The sequence below is a fragment of the Aquabacterium sp. genome (assembly GCF_016234775.1).
In the GTDB taxonomy this organism is placed as follows: Bacteria; Pseudomonadota; Gammaproteobacteria; order Burkholderiales; family Burkholderiaceae_C; genus Aquabacterium.
Map to the genome: position 1 here is coordinate 62,713 of NZ_JACRAH010000003.1, position 15,743 is coordinate 78,455.

The 15,743-nt window shown below is 63.5% G+C and carries 12 protein-coding genes and 1 riboswitch; of the genes, 8 read left to right on the forward strand and 4 right to left on the reverse strand.

Features of this window, described 5'->3' with window-relative positions:
• Positions 1-127: 127 nt before the first annotated feature.
• The gene (locus HY836_RS01755; protein WP_290672973.1) at positions 128-1,189 is read left to right on the forward strand and encodes an RNA methyltransferase; all 1,062 of its coding nucleotides are present in this window, start codon (positions 128-130) and stop codon (positions 1,187-1,189) included.
• Here the strand turns inward: HY836_RS01755 and HY836_RS01760 are convergent.
• Entirely contained in the window at positions 1,164-3,194 is a 2,031-nt protein-coding gene (locus HY836_RS01760; protein ID WP_290672975.1) for an acetoacetate--CoA ligase, read from the reverse strand. The genes HY836_RS01755 and HY836_RS01760 overlap by 26 nt on opposite strands.
• A 66-nt stretch (positions 3,195-3,260) precedes the next feature.
• Between HY836_RS01760 and HY836_RS01765 the strand changes: the two genes are divergently transcribed.
• The 5 genes from HY836_RS01765 to HY836_RS01785 all read left to right on the forward strand — a co-directional run bounded on the left by HY836_RS01765 (position 3,261) and on the right by HY836_RS01785 (position 7,526).
• Positions 3,261-4,466, forward strand: coding sequence for a serine hydrolase (locus tag HY836_RS01765; RefSeq protein WP_290672977.1), 1,206 nt, complete (start codon positions 3,261-3,263; stop codon positions 4,464-4,466).
• 79 nt (positions 4,467-4,545) lie between these two features.
• Positions 4,546-4,821 carry a DnaJ domain-containing protein gene (locus tag HY836_RS01770; protein ID WP_290645518.1) on the forward strand — a complete coding sequence of 92 codons (276 nt, stop codon included), beginning with the start codon at positions 4,546-4,548 and terminating at the stop codon, positions 4,819-4,821.
• A gap of 99 nt (positions 4,822-4,920) precedes the next feature.
• Entirely contained in the window at positions 4,921-5,493 is a 573-nt protein-coding gene (locus HY836_RS01775) for a hypothetical protein (protein WP_290672979.1), read from the forward strand.
• A gap of 14 nt (positions 5,494-5,507) precedes the next feature.
• Positions 5,508-6,257 (forward strand): hypothetical protein, encoded by a 750-nt coding sequence (locus HY836_RS01780; protein ID WP_290672981.1) that lies wholly within the window; start codon positions 5,508-5,510, stop codon positions 6,255-6,257.
• An 18-nt stretch (positions 6,258-6,275) separates the two neighbouring features.
• Positions 6,276-7,526 carry a hypothetical protein gene (locus HY836_RS01785; protein ID WP_290672983.1) on the forward strand — a complete coding sequence of 417 codons (1,251 nt, stop codon included), beginning with the start codon at positions 6,276-6,278 and terminating at the stop codon, positions 7,524-7,526.
• 5 nt (positions 7,527-7,531) lie between these two features.
• Here the strand turns inward: HY836_RS01785 and HY836_RS01790 are convergent, their stop codons facing one another.
• Genes HY836_RS01790 through HY836_RS01800 form a run of 3 tightly spaced genes read right to left on the reverse strand, consistent with a single transcriptional unit; the run spans position 7,532 to position 10,245 of the window.
• Entirely contained in the window at positions 7,532-8,608 is a 1,077-nt protein-coding gene (locus tag HY836_RS01790; RefSeq protein ID WP_290673137.1) for an MBL fold metallo-hydrolase, read from the reverse strand.
• Between the two features lie 32 nt (positions 8,609-8,640).
• A complete protein-coding gene (dmeF, locus tag HY836_RS01795) occupies positions 8,641-9,636 on the reverse strand; it encodes a CDF family Co(II)/Ni(II) efflux transporter DmeF (RefSeq protein ID WP_290672985.1) in 996 nt (331 codons plus the stop codon).
• Positions 9,637-9,669: 33 nt separating this feature from the next.
• Positions 9,670-10,245 (reverse strand): TMEM165/GDT1 family protein, encoded by a 576-nt coding sequence (locus tag HY836_RS01800; protein ID WP_290672987.1) that lies wholly within the window; start codon positions 10,243-10,245, stop codon positions 9,670-9,672.
• Between the two features lie 20 nt (positions 10,246-10,265).
• A riboswitch (yybP-ykoY riboswitch) is annotated at positions 10,266-10,461 on the reverse strand.
• 267 nt (positions 10,462-10,728) lie between these two features.
• Here HY836_RS01800 and HY836_RS01805 point away from each other — a divergent pair.
• The gene (locus HY836_RS01805; protein ID WP_290672989.1) at positions 10,729-12,510 is read left to right on the forward strand and encodes a serine hydrolase; all 1,782 of its coding nucleotides are present in this window, start codon (positions 10,729-10,731) and stop codon (positions 12,508-12,510) included.
• A gap of 251 nt (positions 12,511-12,761) precedes the next feature.
• Positions 12,762-15,743, forward strand: coding sequence for an EAL domain-containing protein (locus HY836_RS01810; RefSeq protein ID WP_290672991.1), 2,982 nt, complete (start codon positions 12,762-12,764; stop codon positions 15,741-15,743).

Here is a 15,743-nt window from a genome sequence, read left to right on the forward strand (position 1 = left end):
GTACTGAGTTTGGCAGTCTACGTCTCTGGCCTGACGACAAAAGCCGGAAAAAGCCCACCCAGTCCGGCGCTGCAGCACAGACCGGCCTCTACACTGTCGCCCTGCATTCGCGCCACCCCATTTCGCCATGCGCATTGAAGACATCCGCCAGCGCCTGCACACGCTGGGCGCCAAACCCATCCACATCCAGCGCGTGCTGCGCCTGTGGTCGCAAGCCTTGCCCCAGGAAGGCGGCAAGCGCCGCCCTGAAGACTTCCTGCCGCTCGAAGTGCGCGAAGGCCTGCCCGCCGTGCTGGCCGACATCGAGGGCCTGGCCCGCATCCGCTCGGAACACCCTGGCGAAGACGGCTCCGCGCGCCTGCTGGTGGCGCTGGCCGACGGGCAAACGGTCGAGAGCGTGCTGCTGCCCCGCGGCGGCCTGTGCGTGTCATCTCAAGTGGGTTGCGCCGTGGGCTGCGTGTTCTGCATGACGGGCAAGGAAGGCCTGCTGCGCCAACTGGGCAGCGCCGAAATCGTGGCCCAGGTGGCCCTGGCCCGCACGCGCCGCAAGGTCAACAAGGTCGTGTTCATGGGCATGGGGGAGCCTTCGCACAACCTGGACAACGTGCTCGAAGCGATCGACTTGCTGGGCACCATCGGCAACATCGGCCACAAGAGCCTGGTCTTCTCGACCGTGGGCGACCCGCGCGCCTTCGATCGCCTGCAAGGCCTGGAAATGGGCCGCGTCAGGCCAGCGCTAGCCCTGTCGCTGCACACCACCAAGGCCGAACTGCGCGCGCAGTTGCTGCCCCGCGCCCCGCGCATGACACCCGAAGAACTGGTGGAGCGCGCCGAGGTGTACGCCCGCCAGACCGACTACCCGATCCAGTACCAGTGGACGCTGATCGAAGGCGTGAACGACAACGAAGAAGAGATCGAAGGCATCGTGCGCCTGCTCAAGGGCAAGTACGCGCTGATGAACATGATCCCCTACAACACGGTGGACGAGCTCGACTTCAAGCGCCCCACATGGGAACGCGCCGCCGAGATCGCCCGCACCCTGCATCGCCGCGGCATCCTGACCAAACTGAGGCAATCAGCCGGGCAGGATGTGGATGGGGGGTGTGGGCAGTTGCGGGCGCGAGATTTGAACGGTGCCAACCAACCGCGCCCTGTGCGTATCATCAGGCCTGCGGTGCCGCCAGCCTGAACTGCGCCACATACCAATCCAGGCACCCCGGATTGGCCATCGCATCCTTGTTGACCACCTTGGCCAGCGGCTGCCCCAGGAACACCTTCTTGATCGGCACCTCCTGCTTCTTGCCCGACAAGGTGCGCGGGATCTCGGGCGCCTGCAAGGTCAGATCCGGAATGAAGCGCGGCGACACCGCCGTCTTGATGGCCTCGTTGATGCGCGCCTGCATGGTGGCATCCAGCGCATGGCCCGCACGCAGCACCACGAACAGGATCATGCGGCTCTCACGCCCCAGGTATTCCAGGTCGATCACCATCGAATCCAGCACTTCCGGCAAGGCCTCGACGGCCGCATACAGCTCGCTGGTGCCCATGCGCAAGCCGTGGCGGTTGATGGTCGCATCACTGCGGCCATAGATGACGCAACTGCTGTCGGCATCGATCTTGAGCCAGTCGCCATGGCGCCAGACACCGGGGTACACATCAAAGTAGCTCGACAGGTAACGGGCGTTGCCCTCGTCGCCCCAGAAGAACAAGGGCATCGACGGAATAGGTTTGGTGCAGACCAGCTCACCCACCTCGCCCATCACCGGCTGCCCCTGCTCGTTCCAGGCCTCGACCGAGGCCCCCAGATAGCGGCATTGCAGGCGGCCCGGCACCAGCGGCAGCTCGCGATGGCCGCCGATGAAGACGCCGCAGAAGTCGGTACCTCCCGAGATGTTGCTCCACCAGATGTCGGGCGTGCCGATGCGGGCGAATTGATCCGTGCCCCAGCGCTGCGTTTCTTCTGACAAGGGCGAACCGGTTGAGCCCAGGGCGCGGATGCGCGACAGATCGCCGCACTGGCTGATGTCCACACCGGCCTTCATGCAGCCCGCATAGAAGGCGGCACCCGCGCCAAAGTAAGTCACCTTGTGGCGCGCGGCAAAGCGCCACAGCACCGTCCAGTCGGGCGACTCCTTGCTGCCGCCCGGGCTGCCATCGAACAGGCAGATGGTGGCCCCACCAAGCAGCCCGCCGATCTGGCTGTTCCACATCACCCAACCTGTGGAGCTGTACCAATGAAAGCGCTCACCCAGGCTGTTGGGCGCGTAACTGCAGCCCACATCACCATGCTTGTTGCCGGCCGCATTCACCATCAGGATGCCGCCATGCCCGTGCACCAGCGGCTTGGGCAGGCCCGTGGTGCCACTCGAATACACGATCCACAAAGGATGATCGAAGTCCAGCCACTCAGGCTCGAACTCGCGCACGGCCGCGTCATCACGGGCGATGGCCTGGGCAAAGCTCAGATCGGCTTTCACGGGCTGTGCTGCAAAAGCGCTTTCCAGCACGATGACCTTCTCAACAGTGGGCAAGGCGGCACGCAAGCCCTCGACCACCGTGCTGCGGTCCAGGCCCTTGCCGGCATAGTGCACACCATCGGCCGCGATCAACACGCGCGGTGTGATCTGCTGGAAGCGATCGGTCACGGCTTGTGTGCCCATGTCTGGCGCACACACGCTCCAGATGGCACCCACGCTGGCACAGGCCAGGAAGGCCACCACCGTCTCGGGCACATTGGGCAGGTAGGCGGCCACACGGTCGCCCTTTTGCACGCCCAGGTCCTTCAAGGCCAGCGCCATGGATGCGACCTGGCGGCGCAGCTCGGGCCAGCTCAACTCACGCGCCTGCCCCAGTTCGTTGTCACTGACGATGGCCGGCACGCCTGCCGCCTGCGCGGCATCGACATGACGCAAGACGCGCTGCGCGTAATTGACCTGGGCGCCCGGAAACCACCTGGCGCCCGGCATGCGCGCCTCACTCAGCACCGCCGAATACGGCGTGGGCGATTGCATGCCCTCGTAGTCCCAGATGCTTTGCCAGAAGGCCTGCTGGTCATTCACGGACCACTGCCACAAGGCATCGTAGTCATCGAAGCTCAGGCCATGCTGCGTGCGCAGCCAGTCTTGATACAAGCGGATCTGGGGGGTGTAGGGAGGGCGCATGCTGAAAACGAACCGTGTCGAGATGAAGTTCATTATGTCCGCACGCCTTGCGGAACATCCCCCACAATTTACCCACCTCGACAACAGCAAGGCATACACATGAGCGGTATGACGGTGACGCCCACAGGCTACGATTTCAGCTCGGTTCATGCTGCCTTGCAGCGGTATGTCGATGGCGACATCCTGGCTGGCGTGTCCTCCGCCGTGCTGGTCGGGCAGGATCTGGTGGACCTCCATTGCGCAGGCTGGGCCGACAAGGAAAGCCAGATCCCGATGCGGGCGGATCACATCTTCCGCGTGTACTCGAACTCCAAGCTGATCACCAGCTGCGCCGTGCTGCTGCTGTGGGAAGAAGGCCGCTTCGAGCTCGATGAGCCGGTCGAGCGCTTCATCCCCCAACTGGGCAAGCGCCTGGTGCTCAAGCCCGGCGCGACGGAACTGGATGATGTCGAGCCTGCAGAGAGCCCCATCACCATCCGCCACCTGCTGACACACCAGTCGGGCCTCAGCTATGGCCTGCTCGACCCGGGCACCTTGATCTACAAGGCTTACAGCGCACGCAAGCTACTGAGCCCCAACACGACACTGGCCGAGAAGATGGACGCCCTGGCCGACCTGCCCCTGCTGTTCCATCCAGGCAAGGGTTGGGAATACTCCTTTGCCACCGATGTCTTGACCCACCTGATCGAGGTCGTCAGCGGGCAGCGCTTCGATGCCTTCATCCAGGCTCGCATCCTCGGGCCGCTGGGCATGGTCGACACCGGCCTCGTCATCCCACCCGAGAACCAGCACCGGCTGGCCACCTTCTACATGGGCGCGGATCTGACCAAGCCCATGCTGCCTGGCCTCACCCGCAATGACAACGCGCCCTACCCTCAAGCGAATCTGAAACCCTTCGCCTGGCAGTCCGGCGGAGGCGGCCTGGTCTCGACCTTGCCAGACACGCTGGCCTTGCTGCGCAGCCTCATGCCCGGCGGCCCGGCCCTGCTCAAGCCCGACACCATCGCCATGATGATGCGCAACCAACTGCCCGATCAGCGCTGGATCAAGTTCCCACGCTTTGGCGAACTGCCGGGCAAAGGCTTCGGGTTGGGGGGCGCCGTGACCCTCGCCCCGCTGCCCTTCGACCCACCCGAATCCATCGACGAGTTCCAGTGGGGTGGGCTGGGTGGCACCCATTGGTGGATCTCACCTCGGCACAACATGGCCGGCGTACTGATGGCCCAGCGTCACATGGCCTTCTGGCACCCCTTCTCGTTCGAGATCAAGCAAGGGATCTATCAGGCCGTACTGAAGGGCCGCTGAGGCCCCGGTGCCAGCGGAAAGTGCCACGAACCCGGTACATCCAGTACAGTTCAGCTCCAGACACATTTTCGCGGCAACCATGACCGATCACTACGCCGCCCTCGGCCTGGGCAGCGCGGCCACGCTGGCCGACATCAAGAAGGCCTTCCGCCAGAAGGCCTCGCTCTATCACCCGGACCGCAACACGGCGCCGGAAGCCCCTGCACGTTTTCGCGCTGTGCAAGAGGCGTACGATGTGCTTTCTGACCCCGACAAGCGCCAGGCCTACGACGACAACCGCCGTCGCAACCTGCTCGACAGCCCCATCGATACCGCGCGCGACATCTGGCTGAACTACTTCAGCGCCCTGCTCTGAGCCTGGTCGCCCGGCTTGCAGGCCACGCCAAGGCCCCAGCCCCCAAGCCCCCCCGCTTCAAAGCCCCATCGACCCACTTTCGCGCCCGCCTGCCACACCATGATCCTCTCCCCCGCCTTCCACGACCTGCGCGCTGCTTACCAGTCCGAGATGGACGACCTCACTTCCGACACGGAAGGCCGCGACGTGCTGCGCAAACGCCTGGCCGACAAGCGCAAATCGCTGGACTTCCTGCTGCAGATGACCGAAGCCGCGCCTGAAATGGTGGCCGTGGTCTTCCACCAGGGCTTTCGCTTCACTGAACCCGCCGTGATGGACCAGGTCGTGAGCCTGGAGATCGACGATGTGCCCGACTGGGACGAGCTGGGCGGCGCCGTGCAGGTCCTGCCTTCGGCCCAGTCGCTGGCCGAGACCTTTCTGCAGCAGGCCGATGGCCAGCGCTTCATGACCATCGCCGCCGCCCTGGTCTACCTCTACGAGAAGCCCGATGGCCGCATGCAAGCCGCCGCTGACGATGCCGATGAGGACGACGCCGACAAGGACGAAGACCGCGAAGACCACGACGACGAAAGCCGCGAATACGTGGAGAGCGACGACGAGGCCGATGCCCGCGCCCGTGAAGAGGCCGGCGCCGACTGGATGGTCGAACAAGGCTTTGACCGCAAAGACTGAAGCGAACCCATACCATGAACGAGATTGCACTCATCCAGCAGACCCAGAGCCTCATTGCCGCGGGAGACATCGTTGGCGCCGAAGCCATCCTCGTGGACCTGGCCGACAAGGAGGGCGACAAGGCCCTGATGGTCGTCCTGGAACAACTGCCCCCCAAGGACATCCTGGCCGTGATCCGCGAGTACGACCCCTCCAAGGACTCGGTCATCAACATGCTGATCTCGCCCGAGCAGTTCGCCCGCGCCGTCGTGATCGAAAAGCGCTACAAGGACCTCAAGCACGTCCACCTGCGCGGCATGGTCAACTCCATCATCTTCCGAGAAGATGCCGACCCGATCGAGTTCCTGCAGGCGCTCGGCGATCTGGAAGGTGGCAGCGAAGCGCTGGCCAACTACTTCGCCGACAAGTGGAGCCGCGTGGAAGCCTTTGCGCGCACCGGCAACTTCGACACGATGGAAGACGACGGTCAGATGATGTCCGAGCAGGCCCTGCTGGCATCGGCTCACGTGCGCCCTGTGCTGCAACACGACGAAGTGGCCGACAACGACTGGATGGAACTGGCCTGGCTGCTGCGCTACCAGTGCCCTGACCTGTTCTGCGAGATGCTGCTGGTGCTGCGTGCCAAGGCCCTGCGTGGCGAAGATGCGCCCGGCGACGATGAAGACGAAGCCGAAGAGAGCGACGGCAAGGTGGAAACCGGCGACACCGACCGTGGCCGCATCACCCAGGCCGCCATCGACCCGGACGAAGAATCCGCGATCTGATCTGCACAGCGCCCCGCCATGAACGAGCCTTCAACCGACACCGCACAGCCCACGGCCGCCCCCGCTGCGATCTCGCTCTACGACGCACGGCCCTTCTTTGAAAAGGCCTTGCAGTACGGCGTGGCCAATGGCCTGATCAACCAGGCCAAGCTGGACGCCATCTGCGTGGAAGCGCCCAAAGGCATGGTGCAGATCGCTGGCTACTTTGGCAGCGAGTTCCTGCGCCCCGAACTCGAAAAAGCCCGCGAGCGCATGATCAACCTGGTCAGCCTCTTTCTGGAAGAGTCCTGCCAGGGCGATGTGCACCGCGCCGCCGAGGCCTTGCGCGACAACTCCCTGCTGTCGCGCTCCAAAGGCGGCTCGGACATGCTCAAGAAGCTGATCGCCATGCCGCAAAGCTCGCACTTCGGCATGAGCGAGCGCAAGGGTTTCACCGACGACATGATCCCGCATCTGGCCAAGTGGACCTTGCGCCCGCTGGCCGACTACCGCGCCGAGCTGGCCACCCGCCGCCATGCCGCCGACCTGATCGAAGCCGCTACCTGGATGGCCGCCCAGCTCGATGCCAGCGACGACGAGCTGGAAGAGTTCGGCGCCGAAGCCGAAGCCGTGATCCGCACCGCCTTGCTGATCGAAGCCGTGGGCCGCGATGCCCTGCCCGACTGGATCGGCTTCGAAAAGACCATTGGCGTGCTGCGGCGCCAACCCATGCTGGCCAGCGATGAAGGCATCGTGGTGCCCGATGAGCTGCCCGCCCACCTGCACGGTGCGGTTGAAACGGTGCGCCAATCCCTGCTGGCCGACATGCCGCGCATCCTGGATGCGAACCTCTCGCCACGCAAGCTCTTCATGCAGACCACGGCCTTCATGGGCCGCTACTTCTGGATCGAAGACGCGCTGGCCGAGATCGACCACCACGAGCGCAGTGCCTCCAACGAATGGCGCAAGGCCACACAAGGCCAGACCGACGAAGACGCCCTGTTGACCGTGTTCCTGCACATCGCAGCAGGTAGCGCGCCCAAGATCAGCATGACCGACAAGAGCGCCGCCACGCTGATCCGCAAGATCCGCAAGTCAGGGCTGCACCCGGAGCGCGCGAAGGCCTTCATCCAGGCTCACGCGCCCGCCGCCTTGCGCGAAGGCTATGTCGAGCTGTGGCGCCTGTTCCTGCAGGAAGCGCAACCCCTGCTGCTCAGCGACGCCGTGACCTCGCACAACGACGCCCTGGCGCTGCTGCGGCGCGAATGCGTGGTGCTGGCCGCCAGCTGAACCACTCAGGCTGAAGGCGATGAGCTGACCGGCAGCCCCAGTTGCTGCCAGGTCAGCATGCCGCCGCGCATATTGGCGACACGCGTGAAGCCCCCTTGGCGCAGGATGACCGTGGCCTGACCGGAGCGCATGCCGGCATGGCACACGGTGACAACGGGCTTGTCCTGCGGGATCTGAGCCAGCGCTGCTTTCAGTTCGCTCAAAGGCAGGATCCGCGCCCCCTGGATGCGGCCCAGGCGCTCGTCCACCTCTTGCGGCTGACGCACATCCAGCACCAGCACCTCATCGAGGTGCTCGGACACCCACTCCGGCTCGATCTCCAGCAAACCCGCATACGTTTGCCGCACGGGGCCCCAATCCGCCAGTTGCGGCACCTTGCCATCGGCCGGCTGCCCCGAGCGCATATTGGCCGGCAGCGCCACCGCCAGCTGCTTGGGATGCGGCAGATGCAGGTTCTGCATGAAGCCGACGAAATCGCGCTCGTCCGCCTGCCCGCCGATGCGGGGGTTGTGCGCACGCTCTTCGGCCACGGATGACATGGTCCGGCCCGCGTAGTCGTGCCCGGGGAAGATCAGGCAATCCTCGGGCAGGCTGAACAGCTGCTGCGTGATCGATCGATACAAGGTGCCCGCGTGCCCTTGCTGGAAGTCACAACGGCCCGCACCGCGGATCAACAGGCTGTCACCCGTGAAGGCCATCTGCTGATCGTCCAGCACATAAGAGACGCAACCATCGGTGTGCCCCGGCGTGGCCCGCACCGCGAGGTGGCGCTCGCCGAACACGACCTTGTCGCCATGATCGAGCAGCCAATCCGCGCCTCGCATGGCCTCGCCATAGCGCTTCGAGATCCCGATGCGGCACGCGGTGGCCTGCTGCATCAACCAGGCGCCGGTCACGTGATCGGCGTGGCAATGCGTATCAAGCGCCGCCTGCAACGTGAGGCCCAACTCTTCGATCAAGGCGCGATCACGCAGGTGCTGCTCGAACACGGTGTCGATGATCACGGCCTGCCGGGTCACCGGGCATCCCAGAAGATAGGTATAGGTTGATGAAGCGGCATCAAACAGTTGCCGGAAGATCAGCTTGCCGAACATGGTTGCCTCCATGAATCACGTCATCGAATGTAGTGCACCTCGATCGTGGCGTGCACGATCTCTTCATGCACCTTCAAGGCCTCGCGGATCAAGGCAGGCGTCAGGGCCTCATCGCGCGTGACCACCGTCAGGGCGCATGAGTACACGGCCTTGCCCACCCGCCACACGTGCAGATCGGTCAGGTGGCTGTCCTCATGGGCAGCCAGCTCGGCGATCACCTCGCGGATCTCTTCCACCACCGGATGGTCCATCTCCCGGTCCAGCAGCACCTTGCCTGTCTCGATCACCAGGCCCTTGGCCCACACCGCCACCAGCACGGCGCCCACCAGCCCCATCACCGGGTCCAGCCAGGACCAGCCGTACATCCAGCCGCCGATCAGCGCCAGGATGGCCAGCACGGAGGTGGCCGCATCGGCCAGCACGTGCACATAGGCCGACTTCAGGTTCAGGTCATGCTGATGCCCATGATCGGCGTGGTGATGGTGGTCGTGACCGTGTTGGTGCCCATGCCCGTGATCATGCCCATGATGGTGATGCCCATGCCCCGCGTGATCGTGGTCGTGCACGCCACCCAGGATAAAGGCGCAGATCAGGTTCACGCCCAGCCCCAGTGCGGCCACGATCAAGGCCTCGCGGTAATGAATGGGCTCCGGCGTCAGCAAGCGCTCGACCGAGCCGAAGATCATCAGGCCTGCCACCCCGACCAGGAACACCCCACTGGCAAAGCCCGCCAGCACCTCGATCTTCCAGGTGCCAAAGGCAAAGCGCGGGTCCTTCGCATAGCGGCGCGCGGCCGCATAGGCAAAGGCGCTCAAGCCGATGGCCACGGCGTGCGAGCTCATGTGCCAGCCATCGGCCAGCAAGGCCATGGAGTTGAACCACCAACCCGCCGTGATCTCGATGACCATGGTGGCCAGCGTGATCCACATCACCAACCTCGTGCGGGTCTCGGCCTGCTGGCTGCCCTCATCGAAGACGTGGTCGTGGATCCATTCAGACAATTCCGTGTCTCTCATACCTGGGCCTTTTTTTGTGCCGATCGACATCGATCAGGCGAACAACTTGTCGATCTGGAGCAGCGTGAGCACACCCATCACGGCAAAGATGGCGGCGGCAATACCGTGCACCAGCTTCATCGGGATTTTCTCGGCAAACCGGTTGCCGACAAACACTGCGGGCACATCGGCAATCAGCATACCCAGGGTCGTGCCCGCCACCACCATGAAGGGCGAGACATAGTGCGCGGCCAAGGCCACCGTGGCCAGTTGCGTCTTGTCCCCCATCTCAGCAAGGAAGAAGGTCACCAGCGTGGCGCCGAACACGCCCAGCTTATGGGCCACTTTGGTTTCTTCCTCTTCGATTTCATCGGGGATCAGGGTCCAAATGGCCATGCCGATGAAGCTCAAGCCCAGCACCCAGCGCATGGCTTGGGGTGACACCACCGAGGTGATCCAGGTGCCCAGGGCGCCCGCAAGACCATGGTTGACCAGGGTGGCAGCCAGGATGCCCAGGATGATGGGCACGGGGCGCTTGAAACGCGCGGCCAGGATGAAGGCCAGCAATTGGGTCTTGTCGCCAATTTCTGCCAGGGCGACCACGCCGGTCGATATGAGAAGGGATTCCATCTGGAGGGTCCTTGGCTGGTGTGTACGCGTGACCATATACCGCCCACCAGCCGTGAAGCAGCACATGGTCAGACGTCTTGCCAAGAAAAGGCCTGGGCCGATGATCAATGTGACCAGCCCGGGGCCGTAACCGCCGGCGCCATGGCCCTATGGGGCCAATTGTGTTGACGCGGGCCGCCTCGTGACGAGGCGCAGCTACTCCCGAATGACAGGCGACAGTGTACCAAAGCCACCACGCCGCCCCCCCCCGAGGGCAGGCATGCGTGGCCTGAAACCTGGCGGAAAACGGGCCGCACACGCAATCGCGCAGCGACATCCGCCACAGCCCCTCTCGATGGTGGAAACCCACCTTGGGGGGATGCGAGCAGGCTGCCGGACGCATTCAATGGCGACCTGTCAGCACGGACCGGCGCCCTGACAGCACGCCACACCAACCCACCGCGCTGCCCCGTGCAACCCGATTTTCTTTTCCTGGAGATTCACATGAAAGTTTCAACCCGCCAACGCCTCCGCTACGGCGCCTTCACCCTGGCCAGCTTTGCCGCAGGCTTCGCGGCCACCTTCGTGCCACTGCACGCGATGGCCGCCAGCGGCACGCCCGTCATCGGCACCACCTCGCCCACCATCAACACCACACCGGCCACCACGGTCAACACCCCGACCATCGTGTTTGGGCCCAGCGCCAACTTCCCCAAGGTCGAGATCCTCACCTATGAGGAAAAGATCGGCGTGGTGCCCTACACGCAGATTCACTATGCTGGCGCAGATGTCACCCTGAAGCTGACCAACACCAGCAAGGTGGTGACCGATCCGGCCTGGCTGTCGGTGAAGGATGGCAACCAGTTGATGAAGCAGAACACCTACGGTGTGAGCATCCCCACGCTGCAACCGGGCGCGTCAACCACCGTGAACGTGCACCTGGACGCCGTGCTGCCCGCCGCGCAATCCCAGTTGCCCGAAGAGCAGCAGTACAGCCAGTGGAGCGCGCAATACCGCAATGTGTGCGGACCGCAGTTCAGCAGCGTGCTGGACTGGCGCGGCCCCCAGGCCCAGACGCCGATGGACCCGCATCGCGAATCGCTGCTGATCAAGGAAGGCTGGAGCGACTACGCCAAGGTGCCGCCCAGCGTGCCCATCTGCTCGGGCAACCAGTGCGTGAAGGTGTGCGACATCGAAAAGAAGGTCCGCGCCCAACTGGACGGCAAGGTCACAGGCTACAGCTTCTTCGTGGGCCAGTACCCCAAGTTCAGCAGCTACGGTGACGCCCGCACCTCGGCCGATGCGCCCGAAACCGACTTCAAGTCCAACACCAAGATCACCGTGGCCAGCGTCAGCAAGCTGGTGACCACCATCGCCGCGGTGCGCCTGCTCGATCAGAAGGGCATCAGCCTGGACACCGCCATTGGCGCCTACCTGCCTTCTGACTGGAGTGTTCAAAGCAACTACGTCAAGAACATCACCTTTGCCCAACTGCTGGGCCAACGCAGCGGCATCAAGGACTACGGCAATGTCTCGATGGACTACGCCAAGCTCAAGTCCTTCTTCTCGCAAGCGGTCAGCGCCAACGCCAACACCATGTGCCAGGGCTCCGGTGTGGTCAACCCGGCCAACCCGATCAACGTGAACAACCAGGGCTGGTGCTACAGCAACTACAACTTTGCCATCATGCGTGTGCTGATGCCCAAGGTGGCCGGCTTTGCCGAAGATGCCAACCAGGCGACCCGCCCGCAAACATTGGCCAATCAATACACGCAACTGGTCCAGCAAAACGTGTTCAACCTGGTCGGCCAAAATGGCGTGAGCTGCAAGCCCCCCGTCAACAACACGAACTTTGCCTACGCCTACAAGGGCCCGGCCGACAACACCGGCGGCATGAACTGGGGCGACGTTTCGCTGATCTGTGGCGCCGCCGGCTGGTACCTGTCTGTTGAAGACATGGCCAAGGTGATGCTGAGCCTCAACGCCAAGGACGGCAAGATCCTTGCTGCATCCAATGGCAAAGACCTGTTCGAGACCATGCGTCAACGTGGCCTGGGTTGGGATGTGGACACCAACACCGAGCTGGAAAAGAACGGCGGCTGGGGCGCCAACTGTGATGGCAACGGCGTGTGCGACAACATCAGCACATCGGTGGCCATGTTCGGCCCCGTGACTGGCCCCCGCGTGCTCGGCGTGCTGTTCATCAACTCCAACATCACCGGGGGTGGTGGTGCCAAGGGTGTGCTGGAGAGTGCTTACAACAACTCGCTCTACATCAAACCTTGATCACAAATCACCGGAGCAACCAATCAATGGGCGGAGCAATGTCTCCGCCCATTTTTTTGGCATGAGACAACCCGTTGATCACCCGGGCGAGGCGGCAATTCATCACATTGCCCCGCGAATGAAACGGGCCCACCCCCTCCACGACGCGATAGAGCGCCGATATCCTGAACCAATGGCCGCGCATCCAAAGCCGGCGAGCACTTCGGGAGGAGGACCCGAAGTCCACGATATCCAGATGGGTAAGGGCCTTCATGCCTACCGAAAGACCTCCGCCGGCTCTGGCAGCGTCAAACCAGGACGAATGGGACTGGCATGCCCTGCTGAGCGATCTGCCTGCCGGCGCCTTTGTGGCACGCGATGGCCGCTTCCTGTATGCCAATCAGGCACTGCTGGATCTGTTCGGCTACGCCAACCAGGATCTGGTCGCCTTAAGCAGCCTGTCGTTGACCGCGCCGGAGGACAGGGACACCGTGATGGTGCATGTGCGACGAAGACGACGCATGGTTCCGGAGCTTCCCTATGAAGTGCAATGCCTGCGCAAGGACGGCTCGCGCTTTGACGCCAAGATGTGCGGCTTGCGTGTGCTTGTGGCGGGCGAAGATGCCGACCTGGTCACGATCACAGACATCACGGAATCACGCCAGACCCTGCGACGAGCGCAACGCCAACAAGAAGCGCAACAGCAGCAATTGCAGGCACTGTGGCTGCACGGCCTGATCCTGGATCGTCTGCCAACACCCGTGATGGCCGTGGATCAGCACGCCCGCATTCACTATGCCAATGATGCCGTCTGCAAACTCCTGGGCTATCAACGCGAACACCTGCTGACCTTGCCGATCTTTGCCATCGCGCCCCACCGCAGGCCCGATAGCTGGCAGGAGTCTCTGCAATCTCTCAAGCAGGTCGGCCACAGAAACCTGGCGAGCGATTGGTGCACGGCCAATGGCCGAACACTACAGGTGCAACTGAGCGTGCAGCATGCGCAAGATGGGGAGCTCGAACTGGCCTTGATTGCCCTGCAGGACAGTGGCCATGGCGCCGCAGCACCACCGCCATCGGGCCCGCGCGTGCTCCAGTTTTGCGAGATAACGGGGCTGCCGAACCAGCAATTTTTTCGCGAACGGCTGCGCAGCGAAGCCCTTCTGGCCATCATGGATCACCGCAACATCGCCATCCTGGTGATGGGGGTCAATGAACTGCAGCACATCAACGAGATCGAGGGTTTTGCGACGGGCGATCAGGTGATGCAGATCCTGACGCGTCGCCTGTCCGGCATCCCCAAGGGCACGGACCTCCTGGCCCACCTGAGTGGCGGCGAGTTTGCCTTGATGGTCAGCCATGCGCCCCACATCGGCGATGACGCGGTGCTGCAGTTGAGCCGTGCACTGCAAGAGGCCGCAACCACGCCCATTCAACTCAACAACAAAAGCCTGCAGCTGAGTTGCAACGTCGGCGCCGTGGTTTTTCCTCGCGACACCGGCGAGCCCGAACACGTGCTCAGGCAGGCGCAAGCGGCCATGCGCATGGCCATCTCGCAAGGCCCCAACAAGGTCTACAGCTACACACCACAAGCCAACGCCCGCATAAGCGCCCGCATTGCCATCGAGACGGCTCTGAGGGGCGCCCTGGAGCGCCAGGAGTTCCAACTCGCCTTTCAGCCACAGGTAGACCTCACGCACGGACAGATCGTAGGCGCCGAAGCCCTGCTCAGGTGGCGCCACCCCGAGCTGGGGCAAGTGTCACCCGCCGAATTCATCCCCATTGCGGAGGACACGAGCCTGATCCTGCCTCTTGGCGAATGGGTTCTGACAAAGGCCTGCGAGGCTGCCGCGCAGTGGCAGAAGATCGCGTCCCGCCCCATTCACGTGGCCGTCAACCTATCTCCCAAACAACTGCAGCAGCCCAATATTGCCGCCGTGATCGAAGCGACCTTGATTCACAGTGGCTTGCCGCCTCACCTGCTGACCGTGGAGCTGACAGAGCGCATGTTGCACGACCAGCAAGACGCCGTGGCAGACACCTTGCAGCATCTCAAGGCCATCGGCACGTCCATCGCCCTGGACGATTTCGGCACCGGCTACGCCAGCTTACAGAGCCTTCGGCGCCTGCCTATTGATGTGGTCAAGATCGACCGCTCGCTCGTGCCGGATGTCACCACCGAGACGCAGGATGTGTCTATCACCCGCGCCATCATCAACATGGCCCATGGCCTGCAAAAGAAGGTCTTGGCGGTGGGCGTCGAGAACGTGGGCGAGCTGGCCCTGCTATGCGCCAATCAGTGTGACCAGATGCAGGGTTTCCTGTTCAGCCCGCCAATGGATGACCGCGAGTTCACGGCCATGCTCTTGGAGGGCCGCGCCCTGCCCGATCACATGCTGGGCAGAAAAAAGCGCACGCGCACCCTGCTGGTGGTCGACGATGACCAGAACATCGTGAGCGCGCTCAAGCGCCTGCTGCGCAAGGACGGCTACCACATCGTGACGGCTGAAAGCGGCACCGAGGGCCTTCAGAAGCTGGCTGAAAACGAGGTGGACGTCATCGTGTCAGACCAGCGCATGCCCGGCATGACCGGAGTGGAGTTTCTACGCAGGACCAAGGAGCTGTATCCCGAAACCATCCGCATGGTGCTCTCTGGCTTCACGGAGCTGCGCACCATCACCGATGCCATCAATGAAGGAGCCATCTACAAGTTCCTGACCAAGCCCTGGGACGACGAGCATGTGCGCACGCACATTCAGGAGGCTTTCCATCAAAAGGAAATGGCCGACGACAACAAGCGCCTTGACCGTGAAGTGCAGGAAGCCAACCGAGAGCTGGCCGAAGTCAACGGGCGACTCAAGCACCTGCTCGAATCACAGCGCGAACACATCCACCGAGAAGAAACCAGCCTCGTGGTCGCACGCGAGATGCTGGAAAACATGCCCACGCCCGTGATCGGCCTGGATCAAGGCGGCATGGTCGCCTTCATGAACTCCGACGCCGAACGCGTGTTCGCCGGATCGGCCGGCATGCTCGGCCTGCACGTGACCGACGTACCCGAGAGCGCGCTGGCCGACGTGTGGCGGCTCAGCGATGGCCGCTATCACGACATCACCTTGTGTGGCCAGGCCTTCCGCGCTGTATGCAGACCCATGACGGGCAACACGCGCTCGCGCGGCTCACTCATGGTGCTGATCCCCAGTCAGAGCGCCCTTGGCCTGCCTGACACATCTGACCTCCCGGCGACAGGATGA